15 protein-coding genes are annotated in these 16,537 nt (G+C 68.9%); 11 read left to right on the top strand and 4 right to left on the bottom strand.

The window, feature by feature from the left end; all coding sequences use genetic code 11:
- The coding region (gene lipA / locus BIU82_RS17810; RefSeq protein WP_070350780.1) for a lipoyl synthase at positions 1–957 on the top strand (957 nt) is incomplete at its 5' end.
- Here the strand turns inward: lipA and BIU82_RS17805 are convergent.
- Positions 954–3,458 (bottom strand): helix-turn-helix transcriptional regulator, encoded by a 2,505-nt coding sequence (locus BIU82_RS17805; RefSeq protein WP_070350779.1) that lies wholly within the window; start codon positions 3,456–3,458, stop codon positions 954–956. The two genes, lipA and BIU82_RS17805, sit on opposite strands and share 4 nt — an antisense overlap.
- Positions 3,459–3,699: 241 nt before the next feature.
- On the opposite strand from BIU82_RS17805, the gene BIU82_RS17800 reads away from it, so the two are divergent.
- The 7 genes from BIU82_RS17800 to BIU82_RS17770 all read left to right on the top strand — a co-directional run bounded on the left by BIU82_RS17800 (position 3,700) and on the right by BIU82_RS17770 (position 9,434).
- Positions 3,700–5,430, top strand: coding sequence for a hypothetical protein (locus BIU82_RS17800; RefSeq protein WP_070350778.1), 1,731 nt, complete (start codon positions 3,700–3,702; stop codon positions 5,428–5,430).
- A gap of 70 nt (positions 5,431–5,500) precedes the next feature.
- Positions 5,501–6,199: a hypothetical protein gene (locus BIU82_RS17795; protein WP_070350777.1), complete on the top strand. Its 699-nt coding sequence runs from the start codon at positions 5,501–5,503 to the stop codon at positions 6,197–6,199.
- A 95-nt stretch (positions 6,200–6,294) separates the two neighbouring features.
- Positions 6,295–6,936, top strand: coding sequence for a hypothetical protein (locus BIU82_RS17790; protein WP_139146683.1), 642 nt, complete (start codon positions 6,295–6,297; stop codon positions 6,934–6,936).
- Positions 6,933–7,586 (top strand): hypothetical protein, encoded by a 654-nt coding sequence (locus BIU82_RS17785; protein WP_139146682.1) that lies wholly within the window; start codon positions 6,933–6,935, stop codon positions 7,584–7,586. The genes BIU82_RS17790 and BIU82_RS17785 overlap by 4 nt, the downstream gene beginning before the upstream one ends.
- The gene (locus tag BIU82_RS17780) at positions 7,583–8,242 is read left to right on the top strand and encodes an LPXTG cell wall anchor domain-containing protein (RefSeq protein WP_139146681.1); all 660 of its coding nucleotides are present in this window, start codon (positions 7,583–7,585) and stop codon (positions 8,240–8,242) included. The genes BIU82_RS17785 and BIU82_RS17780 overlap by 4 nt, the downstream gene beginning before the upstream one ends.
- The gene (locus BIU82_RS19985) at positions 8,239–8,901 is read left to right on the top strand and encodes a hypothetical protein (RefSeq protein WP_070350773.1); all 663 of its coding nucleotides are present in this window, start codon (positions 8,239–8,241) and stop codon (positions 8,899–8,901) included. The genes BIU82_RS17780 and BIU82_RS19985 overlap by 4 nt, the downstream gene beginning before the upstream one ends.
- Positions 8,898–9,434, top strand: coding sequence for a signal peptidase I (locus BIU82_RS17770; protein WP_070350772.1), 537 nt, complete (start codon positions 8,898–8,900; stop codon positions 9,432–9,434). Before BIU82_RS19985 ends, BIU82_RS17770 begins: the two co-directional genes overlap by 4 nt.
- Before the next feature lie 10 nt (positions 9,435–9,444).
- On the opposite strand, the gene BIU82_RS17765 is transcribed toward BIU82_RS17770, so the two are convergent.
- Positions 9,445–10,131, bottom strand: coding sequence for a zf-HC2 domain-containing protein (locus tag BIU82_RS17765; RefSeq protein WP_070350771.1), 687 nt, complete (start codon positions 10,129–10,131; stop codon positions 9,445–9,447).
- Positions 10,128–10,640: a sigma-70 family RNA polymerase sigma factor gene (locus BIU82_RS17760; RefSeq protein ID WP_070350770.1), complete on the bottom strand. Its 513-nt coding sequence runs from the start codon at positions 10,638–10,640 to the stop codon at positions 10,128–10,130. Before BIU82_RS17760 ends, BIU82_RS17765 begins: the two co-directional genes overlap by 4 nt.
- Before the next feature lie 172 nt (positions 10,641–10,812).
- On the opposite strand from BIU82_RS17760, the gene BIU82_RS17755 reads away from it, so the two are divergent.
- Both BIU82_RS17755 and BIU82_RS17750 read left to right on the top strand, forming a co-directional pair.
- A complete protein-coding gene (locus BIU82_RS17755; protein WP_070350803.1) occupies positions 10,813–11,298 on the top strand; it encodes a hypothetical protein in 486 nt (161 codons plus the stop codon).
- A gap of 29 nt (positions 11,299–11,327) precedes the next feature.
- Positions 11,328–11,918 carry a DUF5655 domain-containing protein gene (locus BIU82_RS17750; protein ID WP_253182841.1) on the top strand — a complete coding sequence of 197 codons (591 nt, stop codon included), beginning with the start codon at positions 11,328–11,330 and terminating at the stop codon, positions 11,916–11,918.
- A 113-nt stretch (positions 11,919–12,031) separates the two neighbouring features.
- Here the strand turns inward: BIU82_RS17750 and BIU82_RS17745 are convergent, their stop codons facing one another.
- Complete coding sequence (locus tag BIU82_RS17745) at positions 12,032–12,886, bottom strand: hypothetical protein (RefSeq protein WP_070350769.1); 855 nt, start codon at positions 12,884–12,886, stop codon at positions 12,032–12,034.
- A gap of 160 nt (positions 12,887–13,046) precedes the next feature.
- On the opposite strand from BIU82_RS17745, the gene BIU82_RS17740 reads away from it, so the two are divergent.
- On the top strand, positions 13,047–16,481 hold the full coding sequence (locus BIU82_RS17740; RefSeq protein WP_070350768.1) for a DEAD/DEAH box helicase: 3,435 nt from the start codon (positions 13,047–13,049) through the stop codon (positions 16,479–16,481).
- Positions 16,482–16,537 lie beyond the last annotated feature (56 nt).

Below are 16,537 nucleotides of genomic sequence, written 5' to 3'. Positions count from 1 at the left end.
CGCAAGCCCGAGTGGATCAAGGCCAAGGTCCAGATGGGGCCGGAGTTCGTCGGTTTGAAGAACCTGGTCAAAAAAGAAGGCCTGCACACCGTGTGCGAGGAAGCCGGCTGCCCGAACATCTTCGAGTGCTGGGAAGACAAGGAAGCGACCTTCCTGATCGGCGGCTCCGAATGCACCCGCCGCTGCGACTTCTGCCAGATCGACACCGGCAAACCCTCACCCCTGGACCGCTTCGAACCCACCAAGGTGGCCCGCTCGGTCCAGTCCATGAACCTGCGCTACGCCACCGTCACCGGCGTGGCCCGCGACGACCTCGAGGACGAAGGCGTCTGGCTCTACGCCGAGACCGTGCGCAAGATCCACGAACTGAACCCCAACACCGGCGTGGAGCTCCTCATCCCGGACTTCTCCGGCAAACCCGAGCACATCAAGGCGATCTGCGACTCACAGCCGGAGGTGTTCGCGCACAACGTCGAAACCGTGCCGAGGATCTTCAAGCGCATCCGCCCCGCCTTCCGTTACGAACGCTCCCTGGACGTCATCACCCAGGGCCGGAACCACGGCATGGTCACCAAGTCCAACCTGATCCTGGGCATGGGCGAAACCCGCCAGGAAATCAGCGAGGCCCTCAAAGACCTGCACGAGGCCGGCTGCGACCTGATCACCATCACCCAGTACCTGCGCCCCTCCGAGCGGCACCTGCCCGTGGACCGCTGGGTCAAGCCCCAGGAATTCGTCGAACTCGGCGAAGAAGCCGAAGCCTTGGGCTTCCTCGGCGTCATGTCCGGGCCCCTGGTCCGCTCCTCCTACCGCGCCGGACGGCTCTGGGCCACCGCGATGCGCAAGAAGGGCCGCGACATCCCCGCGCACTTGGAGCATATTGCCCACATCGCCGACGGCATCCAGGACTCCGGCACCACCCGCCAGGAAGCCAAAACCCTCCTCGGCCACCCCTAAATCCCCAGCGGCGCCAGGCGGCGGACCAGTTCGTTGAGTTCGCTCCGGTCTGATGCGCCGGTTTTCCGCAGCGCGTTGGCGATGTGGTTCTCCACCGTGCGCGGGCTCAGCCGGAGCCGTTCGGCGATGTCCGGGTTGCTCAGGCTGCCGGCCAGAAGGGAAATCTCCACTTCGCGCGGAGTGAGGGACGGCACGGGGTTGCTGACGGGAAGCAGGCGGGCCACACCGCTTCCCCCGCCCACCAGGCCGGCGGCCAGTTCCCCGAGTTCCCGGCTGAGCTCCGGATCGCCGTCCCGCAGGGCTGCCCGCGACTTCGCCGCGACCAGTGCGGCAAGCAGCGCCGCGTCCTGGCCGGTTCCCCGGTGTTCCAGCCAGATGCGGATCTCCGACGGCGTGCTGTTCCAGAGCCTCCCGGCCAGCCCGATGGCGGTGTTGAAGGCCGGGATGTCCATCCCCTCGGCCGCCCTGCCGAGTTCCTCCGCGGCGAGCGGCCCGGCCGAAAGGCTCAGCATCACCAGGCCGGTGTGCACCGCGGTCAGCGTGTAGCCTTTGCGGCGACGGGCCCGCAGCGAGCGCGCGATCGCGGCGTCCAGCGCCGCGGGGTCGTCGTGATGCTTGCTGAGCGCGGCCAGGATGTCTGTTCCCGAGCCCAGGAAAGGCCCTGGTTCGGCGGCGAGCTGGCCGGATTCGAGCAGCAGGCTGTCCCGGATGGACAGGCGTGCGTGGTAGTGCGCGGAGATCGCCACGTGGTTGAGTGCCGCGCCGTACAACGGGGCGAGCAGGGGCCGTGGACGCCCGACGGCGAGGGCTTCTTCGAGCATCTGCCGCCGGCTGGGGCTGTTGTCCAGGTAGTGGAAAATGACCGCGGCGATGAAGGACAGGACGAAGAAGGTATCGCCGTCGTAGCGTTCGAGCGCCGCTTCGCGTGCTTCCCGGCAGGCGTCCAGGGCGGCAGTGGCGTCGCCGTCGAAAAAGAGCAGCAGGGGCTCCAGGGCCGCGGCCAGCAGGAACGCGCTCTCGCCGCGGTACCGGCCGGAATTGGCCATGAACTCCCGCGCCGGTCCAAGTTCGCCGCGCAGCAGGCTGAGCACCACATGGAGCAGGCCTGCCAGTTCGGAGGACGCCGGATCGGCGTCGACCGGCACGGACCCGTTGATACCGTCCCCGCCGAGCACCGCCATGAACGCACCGGCAGCGGCGATCGACGCGGCGCGGTGCGGTGCCTTCCCGGCGAAGCGGCGCAGCAGTTCCTCCGCCGCGCCGGCGTCGTGCTTCACGTATCGCAACCACTGCGCGTGCCGCACGGTGAATTCGAAGCCCTCCGGTGAATCCGCCTCACCGGACTGCGGAGTGCCGAACACTTCCTGCACCCGGGCCGCCTCGGAGGGTTCCCCGATGGCTCCCTTCAGGTAGCGGCAGGCATTCTGCAGCGTTTTCTCCCGCTGCCACGCGGCGAAGGCTGCCTCCGCAGCCCGGCGCCGGTGCTCCATGAACTGCTGGGCCATGACCTTTGCGTCGCGCTTCCGGAAAGCGCTGAAGGCGCCGGCCCGCGCCGGAGTCCCGGAGGCGATCCTGCGGGCGGCCTCGGCCACAGTCAGCTGGTCCCGGGCGATCCGCTTGACCAGCAGCGGCGGGCGCAACTGTAGTTCGTAGCGTCCGCCCAGTTCGCTCAGGGACACAATCCCGGCCTGCCGGGCACGCTCCCACACACCTTCAGGAAAATGCTCCAGGGCTTCGGCCAGGGAGCATCCGCCGGGCCGGGCCAGGAAATCGACGGCGGCCCGGACCTCCCCGTCGAGGCCCGCAAGGTATCCGTCCACCACCGAGACCAAGTCGCTGTGCCACAGGGTGGGCCCCACCATGCGCCAAGCACCGTCCTGCAGGGTCAGCCGGCCATGCTCCCGCGCGCTCTGCGCGATGGCCAGCAGGAAGCGCGCGATCCCACCGGATTCGCTGAGGATCCGGACCACGACGGCGGGATCCACCGGGCCGCCGAGGCTTTCGGACACCAGCCTGGTGGCCTGGCCGACGCCGAGCGGCGGCACATCGAGCAAGGCCTCGGGCCAACGCGGCGGCAGTTCCTCGTCGCGGTGCCGGCCCATGAGTTCCGTGCACAACAGGGTGGCTCCTGCGCCCGCTGATGCGCCCAAGGCCGTGCCCAGCGCACGGAGGGACAGGGCATCCGCGTGGTGCATGTCGTCCAAGGCGAGGATCTTCCCACGGAGGGCGGCAGCAACGGCGTCGACCCTTTCCTGCAGGGTGCCGCGCCCCGGCGCGAGTCCCAGCTCAAGCTGCAGCTGGGAAAGGACATAACCCGGCTGTTCGACGGCGACCGGCGGCACGCGCACCACCACCGCCTCGTTCCCCAGCTGTTCCAGGCCGGAGACGACGGCATCCAGGATGCTGCTCCGCCCGGATCCGCCGGGGCCGACGACGCGGACGTCCTTGCCGGTCAGGAGGCACCGCACCGCCTCCACCACCGTCTCCTGGTAGACGAACATCGTTTCTCCATCCCGCGGACAGTGCCGCCTGCGCCGCCGCGTCCGGGTACTCAAATCGTCCCGGCGGGCACCTGGTTCACCCTGACCGGCCACTCAGCCCGGCTTTCCCGCTCCTAGCTTTGATCCATGTTTCCAGCTGTTATCCCTGTGCGCTCCCGCGCTTTCGGGACCGCAGAGGAGGTGCGGTGGTTCAGGCTACCGCACCGCAGTGAAGCGCCTACAGCAATCGATAGGGGGAATTGTGGGAACCACCAGCACCCGGCCGTTCTTTGCCGGACCATGGAGCACTGCCCGGAAGCTGTGCCTGGCCGGTGCGGCGGCGGGCCTGATCGCGCTCCTGGCAGGGACCGGCGTCACCGCCGCGGCCTTCCAGGACCAGAGCCATGCCGCGGCCGAACTGGCCACCGAACCATCCCTGCGCAGCCTGCCCGTGGCGAACGACCAGTCCGCCGGCTCGGCATTGTTCGTGACCCGCTTCGGCGAGCTGTTCGTCTCGGGGCTGCGGAACAGCGGTGACGGCGCCGGCCGCGGCAACACCCCGGCCACCGCGCCGCCGAACAAGGTGGAGTTCCCGGACGGCGTACGGATCGTGAAAGCTGCCGGCAGTTCGAACGACTTCAGTTACCTGTCGAGCACCTCCTATGCGGCACTCGACGACGACGGAACCGTCTGGACGTGGGGCAGTAGCTATGGGTCAAACAACCGCCTGTTGGGCCGGGGCCCGCTGTCGGCGAACCAGACGTACACCCCGGGCCCGGTCCGGCGCACCATGGACGGCACCCCGATGCCGCGGATCGTGAACCTGGAACGTTCGGAAAACCAGTTCTACGCCTTGGACGCCGACGGCCGGATGTGGGTGTGGGGCTATGGCGGCGAGAACCTTCCCGTCTCCGGGTACACCGCCGCGCAGGCAACGTTCCCGGTGCAGGCGAACCGCATCGCCGCCACCTTGTCCGCCGGCGACTGCGTTTCCGGGACTAACGCCGGCGGCGAGGTCCGGTGGCACTCGATCTGGGGCGGAAACAACTCCTCCGGTGCGGTGTCCACCTCGGGTCTGGTCTACACCTGGGGCTTCGACCACTCCGACGGCCTGGGCACGGCGCAGAACACCCAGCGCTGCCCCTACCTGAACCAGGGCGCCAACCAGGCCCTGTTCGCCGCGTACCCGGAGCTCTACAAGGACGCCCAGGGCCGGTCCTTCGTGGAATCCGAGCTGATCGGCGCGACGCCGGCCGCCACCGCGGCCCTGCGCTCGGCACGGATGCGGGACATCGCAAGCCATATGTCGGCATCCGTGCTGCCAGCCTGCGCCGGGACGGCGGCCCACGCGGTGGTGGACGACGGCGACTGCCCGGTCCGCCAGCTGGGCTTCAGTTCCCGTGCCCCGCGGATGCTGCTGCAGAACGGTGACCTCTACACCTGGCAGACCTCCACGGACAGCTACGGCACGGGATTCCTGGGCCGGGCCAACAGCACGGATCCGAACGCCAAGGACTCCCGCTACCGCCCCGTGGTGGCACTGCGGAACGTGGACCGGGTCTCCCCCGGCATCAGTTCCGTTCAGGCGCTGGTAGCCGGTACGGGTTCCGGGGGCGGCACGGTGTACGGCTGGGGCTCGAACAACTACTGCCAAGCCATCGGCGTCCACCGGAACGCCGGGATTCCGTGCTCGTCCGAGGCCGCCGGCGAGGTGGTCGCACTGCCGCAAAAAGTGGCTGGCCTCCCGGCCGACGTCACCGCGGTGTCCTCCACCCAGTGCGCCAGCTGGGCCGCCACAGCGGACGGCGCCATGTACGCGTGGGGCGCCGGAACCGTCGTCGGGCTCAACTACAACCGCTGCGTCCAGGCCCCCGCGGCCTACAGCGGATACCGGATCCACGACCTCACCCAAGCCACCTCGGCGGTCCCGTTCGGCCAGCCGGTACGGTCCCGCGCCACCGGCACCCTCAAGGTCCTCGACGGCGACAACTGAGCGCCGCCGAACACCCTGTGCCCGCACGCCGGGAGCAGGAGCAACCCAAGAAATGAGTGAAAGAAGAGTAATGAACACCATCGATAACGCAGCAGCCGGCACCAGCGATCGCAGGAGCGGCCGCAAACGGGCCGTCGTTGCCGCCGGAGCCCTGCTGGGCGTCGCGGCGCTGGCCACGGGCGCAGCCTTCACTGACTTCGGCCTGCTGAACATCAACGGCGGCGGCCCGGACGGCGGGTTGGGCGGAGCGGACAACCGCTACAACATCCAGGTTTCCGCGGGCCAGGAGAACACCGTCGACTCGGTGGCCACGTGGATCGAGGCCAACCCGGATGCCGCGGACGTGGCACCGGTGGCGGGCGCGGACTCGCTGGTTCCCGGCGGCGCCCCCATCTACGTCAAGCTTCCGGTCCGCAACGATTCGCCCACGTTCTCCTCCAAGCTCTCGCTCGCCTTCGAGAATGTCACCGGCGCCGCAGCCACCCCGGAGCAGGAAGCCCGCAACAAGGCCTACGCCGGGCTGCTGCGGGTGGACATCGCCGAGGTGGACGACGCCTCCGCCGAGCCGGCCGCCTGGACCGCCAGCAAGCTCGACATCAAGGACGGCCACACCGCCGCGGCGGACCTCCACCAGCTCGATCCGAAGGCCGGCAAGGTGGTGGTCGCCAAGGTCTACCTGCTGGACGGCGCCGACCAGGCAGCCACCAACGCGGCCAACGGCGGCACGGTCAAGTTGCAGGCCCGCTTCGACGGCAGCTCCGTCAACTAGTCCCGGAGAGCAGGGTGGCGGCCGGCTTCCGGCCGCCACCCTGGCAATTAATGCAGCAGAGGCAATTAATGCAGCAGAACAGGACACCACATCACATGAAAGCCCGCCTTTCCATGAGGCCCAGGTTTGCTTTGAGGGACCGGCCGCTTCCCAGCCGCCGCCTGCTGGTCGCCGCGGGCGCGCTCCTCGGCGCCGGGCTTGCCTTCACCGACGCCCAGTACGCCGAGGCGCTCCGCGGTCACACCAGCTTCGTCCCGGATCCCGGACGGAACGGCTTCAACATCATGGTCACCGGCGCCGAAGGAGACCGGCTCCCCGCCGGCACCGCCTGGGCCGAGGGCAACCCGCAGGCCTTCGAAATCGGCAGCAGCAGCGGCTTCGGCCCCGGCACCAGCAAGACCTTCACCCTCGGCGTGCGCAACGCCAGCCCGGAACTCGCCTCGGACGTGCAGCTCAGCCTCTTCGACGCCGCTCCATCCTCTGCCGCCGGCACCGGTCTTTTCGACATCCTGCGCTTCACCGTGACCCAAGGTGACGGGCCCGACGGCGGCCGGCAGCTCGCCGTCGACGTCCCCGGTAGCGCCCGGGAACTGCTCGCCGGACTGCGGCTGGAAGAACTCGCCCCCGGAGGGATCACCACGGTCCGGCTCACGGTGGCGTTTCCCGGGTGGGCGGACAACTCCTGGCAGGGAAAGGGCGCACAGCTCGCGGCCCGCGTTGACGGGAGCAGCAAGTGATCCGTCGCTACCCGATGGCGGCCGCCGCGCTCCTGGGCACCGGGTTGGCTGGGCTGCTTGCCCTGGGCGGAACCACGGACGCCGCGTTCAGCCAGGACGCCAGCGGCAGCGCCGCCTTGTCCGGCCGGCTGGCCATCGCCCAGGGACCCAAGGAATCAGACCGCCACAACACCCCGGACAACCCGAAGATCGTGGCCTCCGCAAGCGACCCCGGCGGCGCCTTGGTCAGCACGCTCTCCCGCGAACCCACGGGCGATCCCGCCAAGCCGACCGCCGCCTACACCGTCCGGGTGCAGACCCTTCCGGGGACCGCAGAAGCCCGGCTGTCGCTCGAGATCACCAACCGCGGGACGCCCCGCGAAGTGTTCGAGTCGCTGCTGTTCGGCGTGTACGACGACGCCGGCAAGCCCCTGCTTCCCGGTGGCATCCCCTTGGGCGCCGCAGCCGTGAACGCCCTCGCCGACGGCACCGGCCCCGCTGTTCCCGGACTCGCGGCCGACGGCAGGAGAACCGCGCTCACGGTCAAGGTCTGGCTACGCCCCACGGCCCCGGCCGCCGCCTACAACGCGAAGCTCCAGCTTGGAACCGTCATCCATGCCCGGACCGTTCCGGGCCGCCACTACATCGTCGAGGCCACTCCCACGAAATGACACCCACCATCATGAATTCCCTTCCCGCCGCCCTGCTCGCGGCAGGCCTGGCCGCCGGAGCGGCCCTTGCTTCGGCCGGACCCGCCCAGGCCGCCCCGGTCTCCGGGCAGGTGCTGGAGCTGGACAACGCAAGCTTCACCGTCACCATGCCCGCTCCCGGCCATTCGAACAGCTGGCACAGCACGGTCCGCAACATCAGCGGAAAGGCCGCGGCGCTCTACGTCACCCTGGATTCCGTTCGCGGCAGCGGCTTCGAAGGCAAGCATCCTGCCACCCTCGCCCTCCGCGAAGGCAGCACCGTCATCGTTCCCGCGACGGTCCCGGCTACCCGGCCTGCGGTCCGCCGCACGGCCATCAGCCTGGGCGTGATCGGGCCGGGCCAGGTACGCACCTTCACGGCCGACGTCGCGCTTCCGGCCGCCGCCGGCAACGAATACCGCGACGCCGCCGGGCAGATCAGCTGGCGGTTTTCCGCCACTCCCGACGCCGGAAGCCAGGACGGCGCGGACCGTACCGACAGTGCGGGGACCCCCGGCAGCGGCTGGCTCCCGCACACCGGCGCCGGGGTGATCGCCGGGATCCTGGGCGGCGCGGCCGCGCTCACGGCCGGACTCCTGCTGCTCTGGCTGGGGCGGCGCAAGCGGGGCACGGCGTGAAGGCGGCGTCCACCCTGGTGGGAGCGGCCGCCGTCGTGATCCTGGCCAGCGGTGTGTTCACCGCCGCCGCCACGCAGGCCGCCTACGACGACCATGCCCGGCTGAGCACCACCGCGACCGGCAGCTTCGAACTCGGGCTCCTGGATTCCGAAGGCCGCACTGTCCTGCCCGGAAAAGACCAGCTCCGATTCACGTTCCCGGACACCACCGGGTTTGTCCCGGGCAGCACGGCCGAACTGGGCGTGAACCTGTTCAACAACAGCCGGGCCTCGGGGGCGCTCCTGGGCGCGAAGGTCGAAACCGATGCGGCCGGCGCCGGAAAGAACGGCGCCGGAAAGGACCCTGCACAGCTGCGGTTCTCCGCGGCCGCGATCAGCGGCGGGCAGAAGACCACGCTGTTCGGCGACCCGGCGCACCCCGAATCCGGGGTTCCCGGCGCGGCCATCCCGGAATCCACGGTCCGGCTCGCAGCGCGGCAGGCCGATCCGCTGCCGGACGGGCAGCCATGGGCCGGCCCAGACGCCTCGCGCACCCGGCTGGTCCTCTACGTCCATTTCCCGGACACTCCTGGCAAGGGAAAGCAGGACTCCGCAGCCAGCCGTCTCACCCTGAGTCTCCATGGCCAATCACTCTCCCCGCAATCCCAAGGAAAACCATGACCGCCACTACCGCAGCCCCTACCGGCACCCGCCGCGTCCTCGCCGCCGTCCGTTCCGTTATCCTGTGGCTGGCCGCGGCTGTAGGTGCGGCGTGCATCACGCTCACTGTCCTGGCCCTGGCCTTCGGTGTGCGGTCCCAGATCGTGGTGTCCGGCTCGATGGAGCCATTCATGCCCACAGGCTCGCTCATCCTGGTCAAGGACACCCCGGCCACGGAACTTGAGGTGGGCGATGTGGTCACGGTTCCGCGGCCCAACGGCGAAGGGCTGGTGACGCACCGGATCATCGCCACGGAGGCTCCCGGGAGCGGACCTGCCGCCGCCCGCGCCCTCACCCTGCAGGGCGATGCGAACCAGTCCCCGGACCCGCGGCCCTACACCGTGGCCAGCGCCGGCAAGGTGCTCTTCGTGATCCCGCAGGCCGGAACACTCTTCGGGCAGCTCCGGACGCCGATGGGCATCGGCGGGATCGTGGTGGTAGCCGTCGCGGTGCTCGCCTGCTACGGCCTGGCGCCACGCCCGGGGAAGGAATGAGTCAATGCCGTCACGGCACCGACACCGCCGCCACCGTCTTCTTCGCCCCGTCCCGCAGCTCCACGCCGGAGATCCCGGCGAGCTGGACCGGCGTCGCGCCCGTCACCTTGACCCGTCCGCTGGGCGTCGCGGTCCAGCCGCAGGCGAGTTCCTCGCCGCCGTCGCGGTCCTTGACCCACAGGTAAAGGGTGCCCTCGAGCGGCATGCTGCGGCCTTCGAGTTCCAGCTGCGTACCCCACGTCTTCTTCACCAGGCCGACCGTCAGCTGCATTCCGTTGCCGGCCTGCAGCGAATAGCTGGCGTCAGGCTTGGGCGGGGGGTTGAGCAGGCCGCCCACCGCCGGTCCGGCCAGCAGGCCGCCGGCCAGGCAGGCTGCCGCGACTCCCGCCATCAGTGCGGCGCGCCACCGCCGGGAGGTACGACGTCGGGCGGCAAGTTCGGCGAGTGCAGGAGCCGCTGCGCCGGACGCGGGAGCCCGGCGGCCGCCGTCGTCGTCTTCCGGCCGCGGCTTGCCGGCAGCGGCGAGCGCCACGGCGGCGGAGACGGGAACGGCGTCGAGCAGGGCCGGCAGGCTCTCCAGCTCCGCGAGCTCGCGGCGGCAGGCCGCACAAACAGCCAGGTGGTCTTCGAAGGCGCGGGCCTCGGCCGCTTCCAGCCCGCCCAGCAGGTAGGCGCCCAGGAGCTTGTGCTCGTTCATCGTTGCACCCCCATTTCGTCAAGGATGGTGCGCAGGGCACGCACGGCGTAGAAGGCCCGGGATTTCACGGTGCCACTGGGGATGTTCAGCCGGAGGGCGGCCTCGTTGACCGTGAAACCCTGGTAATGCAGGGCCACCAGGACTTCCCGGTGCTCCTGGCTGAGCCTGAGCAGGGCTTCCTCCATGAGGACCCGGTTGAGGAGCTCGTCCACCCGCTCGCTGCTTTCGGCCAGCTCCACCGTATCCGTGTTGCCTTCCTCAGGGCGGCGGCGTGACCTGCGGTAGTTGTCGATGATGACGTTCCGGGCGGTGCGGAACAGGTAGCTGCGCAGGCTTCCCCTGACGTTCGGGGCATGCTGCCAGACCCGCAGCACCGTTTCCTGCACGACGTCGTCCGCCAGGTTTTCGTCCCGGGTGCAGCCGAGCACGAAGCGGCGCAGCGCGGGGCCGTGGTCGCGGTAGATCGCGGCCACCACCTCCTCGTCGCTGAGGTTGCCATCCAGCGGCATCGTTGCCTCCTGCGCTTCCCGGTTCCTGTTGTGCCTTCGCTGAGCGTTGTGCCTTCGCTGAGAAGGACGCCGGCGGGCCCGGAAAAGTTCATCTGAACCATTCTTCACCCGACGGCGTCGTATGGGCACGAGCGTCCGGCCGATTCCGGCCGGCCCGGCGAAGGAGCGGATCATGAAGAAGCACATCCTCAGCGGACTCGGCGCCCTGGCACTCGCGGCGGCACTGGCTGCCTGTGGCGGCAGTCCGGGGACATCCCCCACCAGCGCGCCGCCGTCGTCGAGCGCTGCGGCATCCGACGCCCCGGCGGCGGCGGAACTGAAGACGGCCAACACCACCGCCGGCGACGTCGTGGTGGCAGCCAACGGGATGAGCGTCTACTACTTCACCAAAGACGTGAAGGACTCCGGCAAGAGCGCCTGCGAAGGGCAGTGCCTGGCGGCCTGGCCGCCGGTGACCACGGAGTCGGATGCACCCGCCGTGGACGGCGTCACCGGAACCATCGGCACCATCCCCACCGCGGACGGCAAGAAGCAGATCACGGTGAACGGCATGCCGGTGTACTACTTCGCCAAGGACACCGCCCCGGGCGACGTGAAAGGCCAGGGCGTCAACGGCGTCTGGTACCTGGTGAGCCCGTCCGGCGAGATGATCAAGTAAAGCCCGGGTGCCGGCGCTACGATCAGGGCATGGCCCCAACACCTGAACTGAAGAACGCCGGCACCTGGCAGTCCATGGTGGACAACAACCAGGCGCTGCTGCTGCGCAAGTCCGGGCACGATGTCCACTGGTGGGCTGCCCGCGGCCGGGAAGCCGGCCTGAAGAACGATGCCGAGCTCCGCGACTGGATGCGCGATGAGCACGGGATCACCGGCTACGCGCAGTACGCAGTGTCCTGGGAGATGTTCGGCTACCCGGAATTCATGTTGCGGGACGCCGACGAGCTGCTCGACGGCCAGTACACGGACCACCCGGAGCAGCGGTCCATCGCTGACGCGCTGCTCGCCTGGGCCGCAGCCACCGACGGCGCCGCGATCCAGATGCGCAAGGGTTACGTCTCGCTGCACAGCCCCAAGCGGAAGTTCGCCCAGGTGACGCGGGCGAACAACACGAGCGTAGACGTGTTGCTGCGCCTGGCGGTGGAGCCGGGTGGCCGTGTAGAGGCGGTGAAGGTCCGCGCGGGCGACTTCTTCGACCGCAAGGTCCGCCTCAAGTCCGTGGATGAGGTGGACGAGGAGCTGCTCGGCCTGCTGGAGCGGGCGCTGGCGGAGAATTCCTAGCCTCCTGCCACAACGCCTCCCCGCTGCAACGCGGGGTCAGTTACGGCCCATGTTGAGCGCCAACATGGGCCGTAAGTGACCCCGCGTTGCGGGAAGGAAAGCGGAAGGACGCCCTAAACGTCCGCGCCCTCCAGCTCGTCTTCCTCTTCGAACTCGACGGCGGCGATGATTTCCTTGGTCTCCGGGTGGAGCATGAAGGCTTCGTCGTCCTCTTCGACCATGATGTAGTCGCCGTGGTCGGTGGAGAAGTGCCAGGCGAGGGTCTTTTCGCCGTCGTGGATGTAGTTCGGATCGCCCATGGTGATCTTCTCCAGTTGGTAGCCGGCAACGTCGCACAGTTCGCGGATGATGAGCTCGAACTCCGGGGCATCGAGGAGTTCGGCTTCGGCGGCCTCGGCCTGGCGCTCTTCGAGGTCCGGGATGAGGGCCACGCGGGAGGCGATGTGGGCTTCGAGCTGCTCCTCGTCCAGGTAGAGCACACCGTCCTGCGCGCGCAGCCAGGCGGCGTTGAGCTCGATGATGTCCTCGGTTTCCAGCAGGGCCTCGAACTCGCCGTCGAGTTCCTCCAGCGCGGTGACGGCCTCGGACGGAGCTTCGGACTCGTCCAGTTCGCCGTCCATGTACTCCTCGGCCTCTTCTTCGGAAAGGGCGTCGAAGGCGGCGGCCGTGCGGTTGAAGAGGTCCAGGTGGGCCGTGGCGCCCATGCCTTCGAGGCCTTCGCGCACCAGGACATCGACGTCCTCGCGCTCCGGGGACGTGAACACGTACTGGGCGAAGCCGCCGGACAGCGCCTGGGTGAGGTAGTAGTCCACGTAGTAGCTGCGCAGCGCGTTGGGCGCGATTTCGTCGTGGTTGAGCAGTGCCTCGTACATCTCGTTGACCACGGTGACGTTTGCTTCCACAACATCCGCGGCGGTCGCGTCGATGCTGTCCTTCGTCAAAACAACAGGAAATTCATTGCCGGTCATGGGATTCCTCACTGCTTGAAGCGGATGAACGCTTTCACGCTACGCGCGGGCCGCCCCGCACAAGCCGAGGACAAGGTGAACGTCCGGCGAAGATTGAGTGCCTGTCAGTGGGCCCCAGTAGGATTCATAGACAGCCCCGATCCGAAAGTAGCCTCCACGAATGCCTTCCCACTCAGACGATTCCTGGGATCTGGCGATTCAAACACCCGCCATCAATGACCGCTCCCTGGCGGCCGGGCTGGCGTACGCAATGGGCAGCCGCGTCAGCAACATCACCTTCGACGCCGGCACCGGGCTGATGCTCGGAAAGGTCCGGGGCAGCGGGGCCGCGCCCTATTCGACGTCTGCCAAGCTGGTCCGCAAGCCCAGCGGCTGGAGTTGCACCGTGGGCGTGTGCAGCTGCCCGGTCCGCAAGGACTGCAAGCATGTGGCGGCGCTGCTGTTCGCGGCCGAGGACCACCCCACCGTCCGGGCCCAGCTGTTGAGCATGCCCGCGCCCGGCCAGACCTCCCGCAGCACCGTGCCCTTGCAGCGCCCGGAGTGGGAACGTGCCCTGGACCGGCTGATCTCCGGCGGCGGCCCCGTGCAGAACAGCGGCCGCGGCCTGCCCCTCGCGCTGCAGTTCGAAGTGGAAGAGCCGGCCCCGCATTTCGCCTACACCGGCCGCCGCGATCCACACCGCAGCATCCGCCAGCTCAAGGCCCGTCCCGTGATGATGGGCGCCAAGGGCAAGTGGATCAAGGGCGACGCCTCCTGGAGCAACCTCAACTACCTGGGCTTCAAGCGCGAATTCAACGAGGAACACCTCGAGCTCCTGCGCGAACTCCTGGCCGGCCATTCCAGCAGCGAGCACCGCAACTTCGGCTCCAACATGTGGCTGCTGCTCAACGACTATTCCGGCAAGAAGCTGTGGGACCTCCTGGCTGAGGCGGAGAACATCGGCCTCCAGCTCATCCACTCCGGCGGCAGCGAGCCGGTCCGCATCGCCGCGGAGCCCGCCGTCGTCGGGCTGGACCTCAGCCGCCCCAACGGAACTGATAAGAACGACGACGGCGGCCTGGAGCTCGCGGCGTCCGTCACCGTAGGCGGAGACGCCGTTGATCCGGCGGCCCTGGGGCTGATCGGGCGCCCGGCGCACGGCCTGTTCTTCACAGGCGCGGGAGGCGAAGAGCTGCCCGGCGTGCCCTCGCCGCAGCACATCATCACGCTGGCACCGCTGGCCGGCGGCGAATCGCAGGAGCTGCTGGACTTCGTCTCCGAGGCAACAAAGCTGCAAATCCCGGCGCAGGACGAGGACCGCTTCCTCACCGCGTTCTACCCCAAGCTGCGGCAGAGCGCCCGGCTCACGTCGAAGGAAGTGGAGCTGCCGGTCCTCGCGGTGCCCACGCTGTCCCTGCTGGCCAACTACGGCACGGACCACCGGGTGCGGCTGCACTGGGAGTGGCATTACACGGCCGGCTCGATCGTCACGGCCCAGCCGCTGTGGCGCCACCCGGACGACCACGGCTACCGGGACGACGCCGCCGAAGCCCGCATCCTGGAGAGCCTCGGCCGGCCGTGGGACGTGGTGCCCGTGCTCGGCGAATCCTCCAGTGGCGGATGGGGCGCCCCGCGCCTGGCCGCGGCGGTGGAACTGAACGGCCTGGATACCCTGGCGTTCACCGAAGAGGTGCTGCCCCGGCTGCGGGAACTGCCCGACGTCGTAGTGGACACCAGCGGCGAGATCGCGGACTACCGCGAGGCCTCCGAAGCCCCCGTCGTCTCCATTTCCACCAAGGCCACGGACAACCGCGACTGGTTCGACCTCGGCATCGTGATCACGCTCGAAGGCGAGCCGGTGTCCTTCGCCGCGGTGTTCTCCGCCCTGGCCGCCGGGCAGACCCGCATGCTTCTGCCCAGCGGCGCCTACTTCTCCCTGGACCTGCCCGAACTGCACCAGCTGCGCGCCCTGATCGACGAAGCCCGCGCCCTGCAGGAGCACCCGCACAAGGACGGCACCCTGCAGATCAGCCGCTTCCAGGCCGGACTGTGGGACGAGTTCGCGCAGCTGGGGATCGTGGACCAGCAGGCGGCGGCGTGGCGTGAGTCGGTGGGCGGACTGCTCGACCACGACGTGACCGGGCTGCCGCTGCCCGCTTCCCTTAACGCCGAGCTGCGTCCGTACCAGTTGGAAGGCTTCAACTGGCTCAGCTTCCTGTACAAGCACAGCCTGGGCGGCGTGCTGGCCGACGACATGGGCCTCGGCAAAACCGTGCAGGCCATCGCATTGATGTGCGCGGCGAAGGAAGCGGCGGTCTCGACAAGCTCGACCACCGCGACAAGCTCGACCACCGGAACAAGCTCGACCACCGGCGCCGCCCCGTTCCTCGTCGTCGCGCCCACCTCCGTGGTGGGCAACTGGGCCGCGGAGGCACAGCGCTTCGCCCCCGGGCTGAGCGTGCGGACCATTACGGAAACCTTCGCGAAAAGCGGAGTGTCGCCGTCGGACGCGATGGCGGAGGCCGACGTCGTCATCACCTCCTACGCGCTGTTCCGGATCGACCAGGAGGCGTATGCCTCCCGCGAATGGGCCGGGCTCATGCTGGACGAGGCGCAGTTCGTGAAGAACCACCAGTCCAAGGCGTACCAGTGCGCGCGGAAGCTGCCGGCGGCGTTCAAGCTGGCCATCACGGGCACGCCGCTGGAGAACAACCTCATGGAGTTCTGGGCGCTGACCTCGATCGTGGCGCCGGGCCTGTTCTCCAGCCCTTCGCGCTTCGCCGAGAACTACCAGAAGCCCGTGGAGAAGAACGGCGATTCCGCGCAGCTGGACAAGCTCCGCCGCCGCGTCCGCCCGCTCATGATGCGCCGCACCAAGGAACAGGTCATCCAGGACCTGCCGCCCAAGCAGGAACAGGTACTGGAGGTGGTGCTGAACCCGCGGCACCAGAAGGTGTACCAGACCCACCTGCAGCGGGAGCGGCAGAAGATCCTGGGCCTGATCGACGACGTCAACAAGAACCGCTTCACCATCTTCCAGTCGCTCACCCTGCTGCGCCAGCTGAGCCTGGACGTGTCCCTCGTGGATGAGTCGTTGTCCGCGGTGCGCTCCTCGAAGCTGGACGTGCTGTTCGAGCAGCTTGAGGACATCATCGCCGAAGGGCACCGCACGCTGATCTTCAGCCAGTTCACGGGCTTCCTCGGCAAGGTGCGCGAGCGGCTGGACGCCGAGGGCGTGGAGTACTGCTACCTGGACGGCAGCACCCGCAACCGGGCCGACGTCGTGAACGAGTTCAAGAACGGCGCCGCACCGGTGTTCCTGATTTCGCTCAAGGCGGGCGGCTTCGGCCTGAACCTCACCGAGGCGGACTACGTGTTCCTGCTGGACCCGTGGTGGAACCCGGCGTCAGAAGCGCAGGCCGTCGACCGCACGCACCGGATCGGCCAGAAGCGCAACGTGATGGTGTACCGGCTGGTGGCCAAGGACACCATCGAAGAAAAGGTCATGGCGCTCAAGGCGAAGAAGTCACAGCTGTTCGCCGATGTCATGGAGGGCGACGCCCTGGCCGGCGGCTCGCTGTCCGCGGAGGACCTGGCCGGGCTGTTCACGGAGTAGGCGCGTCCGGGGTGCTCCCGGGGCGCTCCCCCGCCGGAAATCCCCGTTAAACGGAA

Origin of the sequence: Arthrobacter sp. SW1 (genome assembly GCF_001766675.1) — a bacterium.
GTDB lineage: Bacteria > Actinomycetota > Actinomycetes > Actinomycetales > Micrococcaceae > Arthrobacter.
Note: the sequence above shows the minus strand (reverse complement) of the source record. Positions and strands in the feature narration are given on the sequence as shown.

Coding starts and splice junctions, on each gene's coding strand:
- BIU82_RS17740 (WP_070350768.1), top strand. CDS start 13,047: ATGCCTTCCCACTCAGACGATTCCTGGGATCTGGCGATTCAAACACCC.
- BIU82_RS17755 (WP_070350803.1), top strand. CDS start 10,813: ATGAAGAAGCACATCCTCAGCGGACTCGGCGCCCTGGCACTCGCGGCG.
- BIU82_RS17765 (WP_070350771.1), bottom strand. CDS start 10,131: ATGAACGAGCACAAGCTCCTGGGCGCCTACCTGCTGGGCGGGCTGGAA.
- BIU82_RS17795 (WP_070350777.1), top strand. CDS start 5,501: ATGAACACCATCGATAACGCAGCAGCCGGCACCAGCGATCGCAGGAGC.
- BIU82_RS17805 (WP_070350779.1), bottom strand. CDS start 3,458: ATGTTCGTCTACCAGGAGACGGTGGTGGAGGCGGTGCGGTGCCTCCTG.
- BIU82_RS17750 (WP_253182841.1), top strand. CDS start 11,328: ATGGCCCCAACACCTGAACTGAAGAACGCCGGCACCTGGCAGTCCATG.
- BIU82_RS17790 (WP_139146683.1), top strand. CDS start 6,295: ATGAAAGCCCGCCTTTCCATGAGGCCCAGGTTTGCTTTGAGGGACCGG.
- BIU82_RS17770 (WP_070350772.1), top strand. CDS start 8,898: ATGACCGCCACTACCGCAGCCCCTACCGGCACCCGCCGCGTCCTCGCC.
- BIU82_RS17760 (WP_070350770.1), bottom strand. CDS start 10,640: ATGCCGCTGGATGGCAACCTCAGCGACGAGGAGGTGGTGGCCGCGATC.
- BIU82_RS17780 (WP_139146681.1), top strand. CDS start 7,583: ATGACACCCACCATCATGAATTCCCTTCCCGCCGCCCTGCTCGCGGCA.
- BIU82_RS17745 (WP_070350769.1), bottom strand. CDS start 12,886: ATGACCGGCAATGAATTTCCTGTTGTTTTGACGAAGGACAGCATCGAC.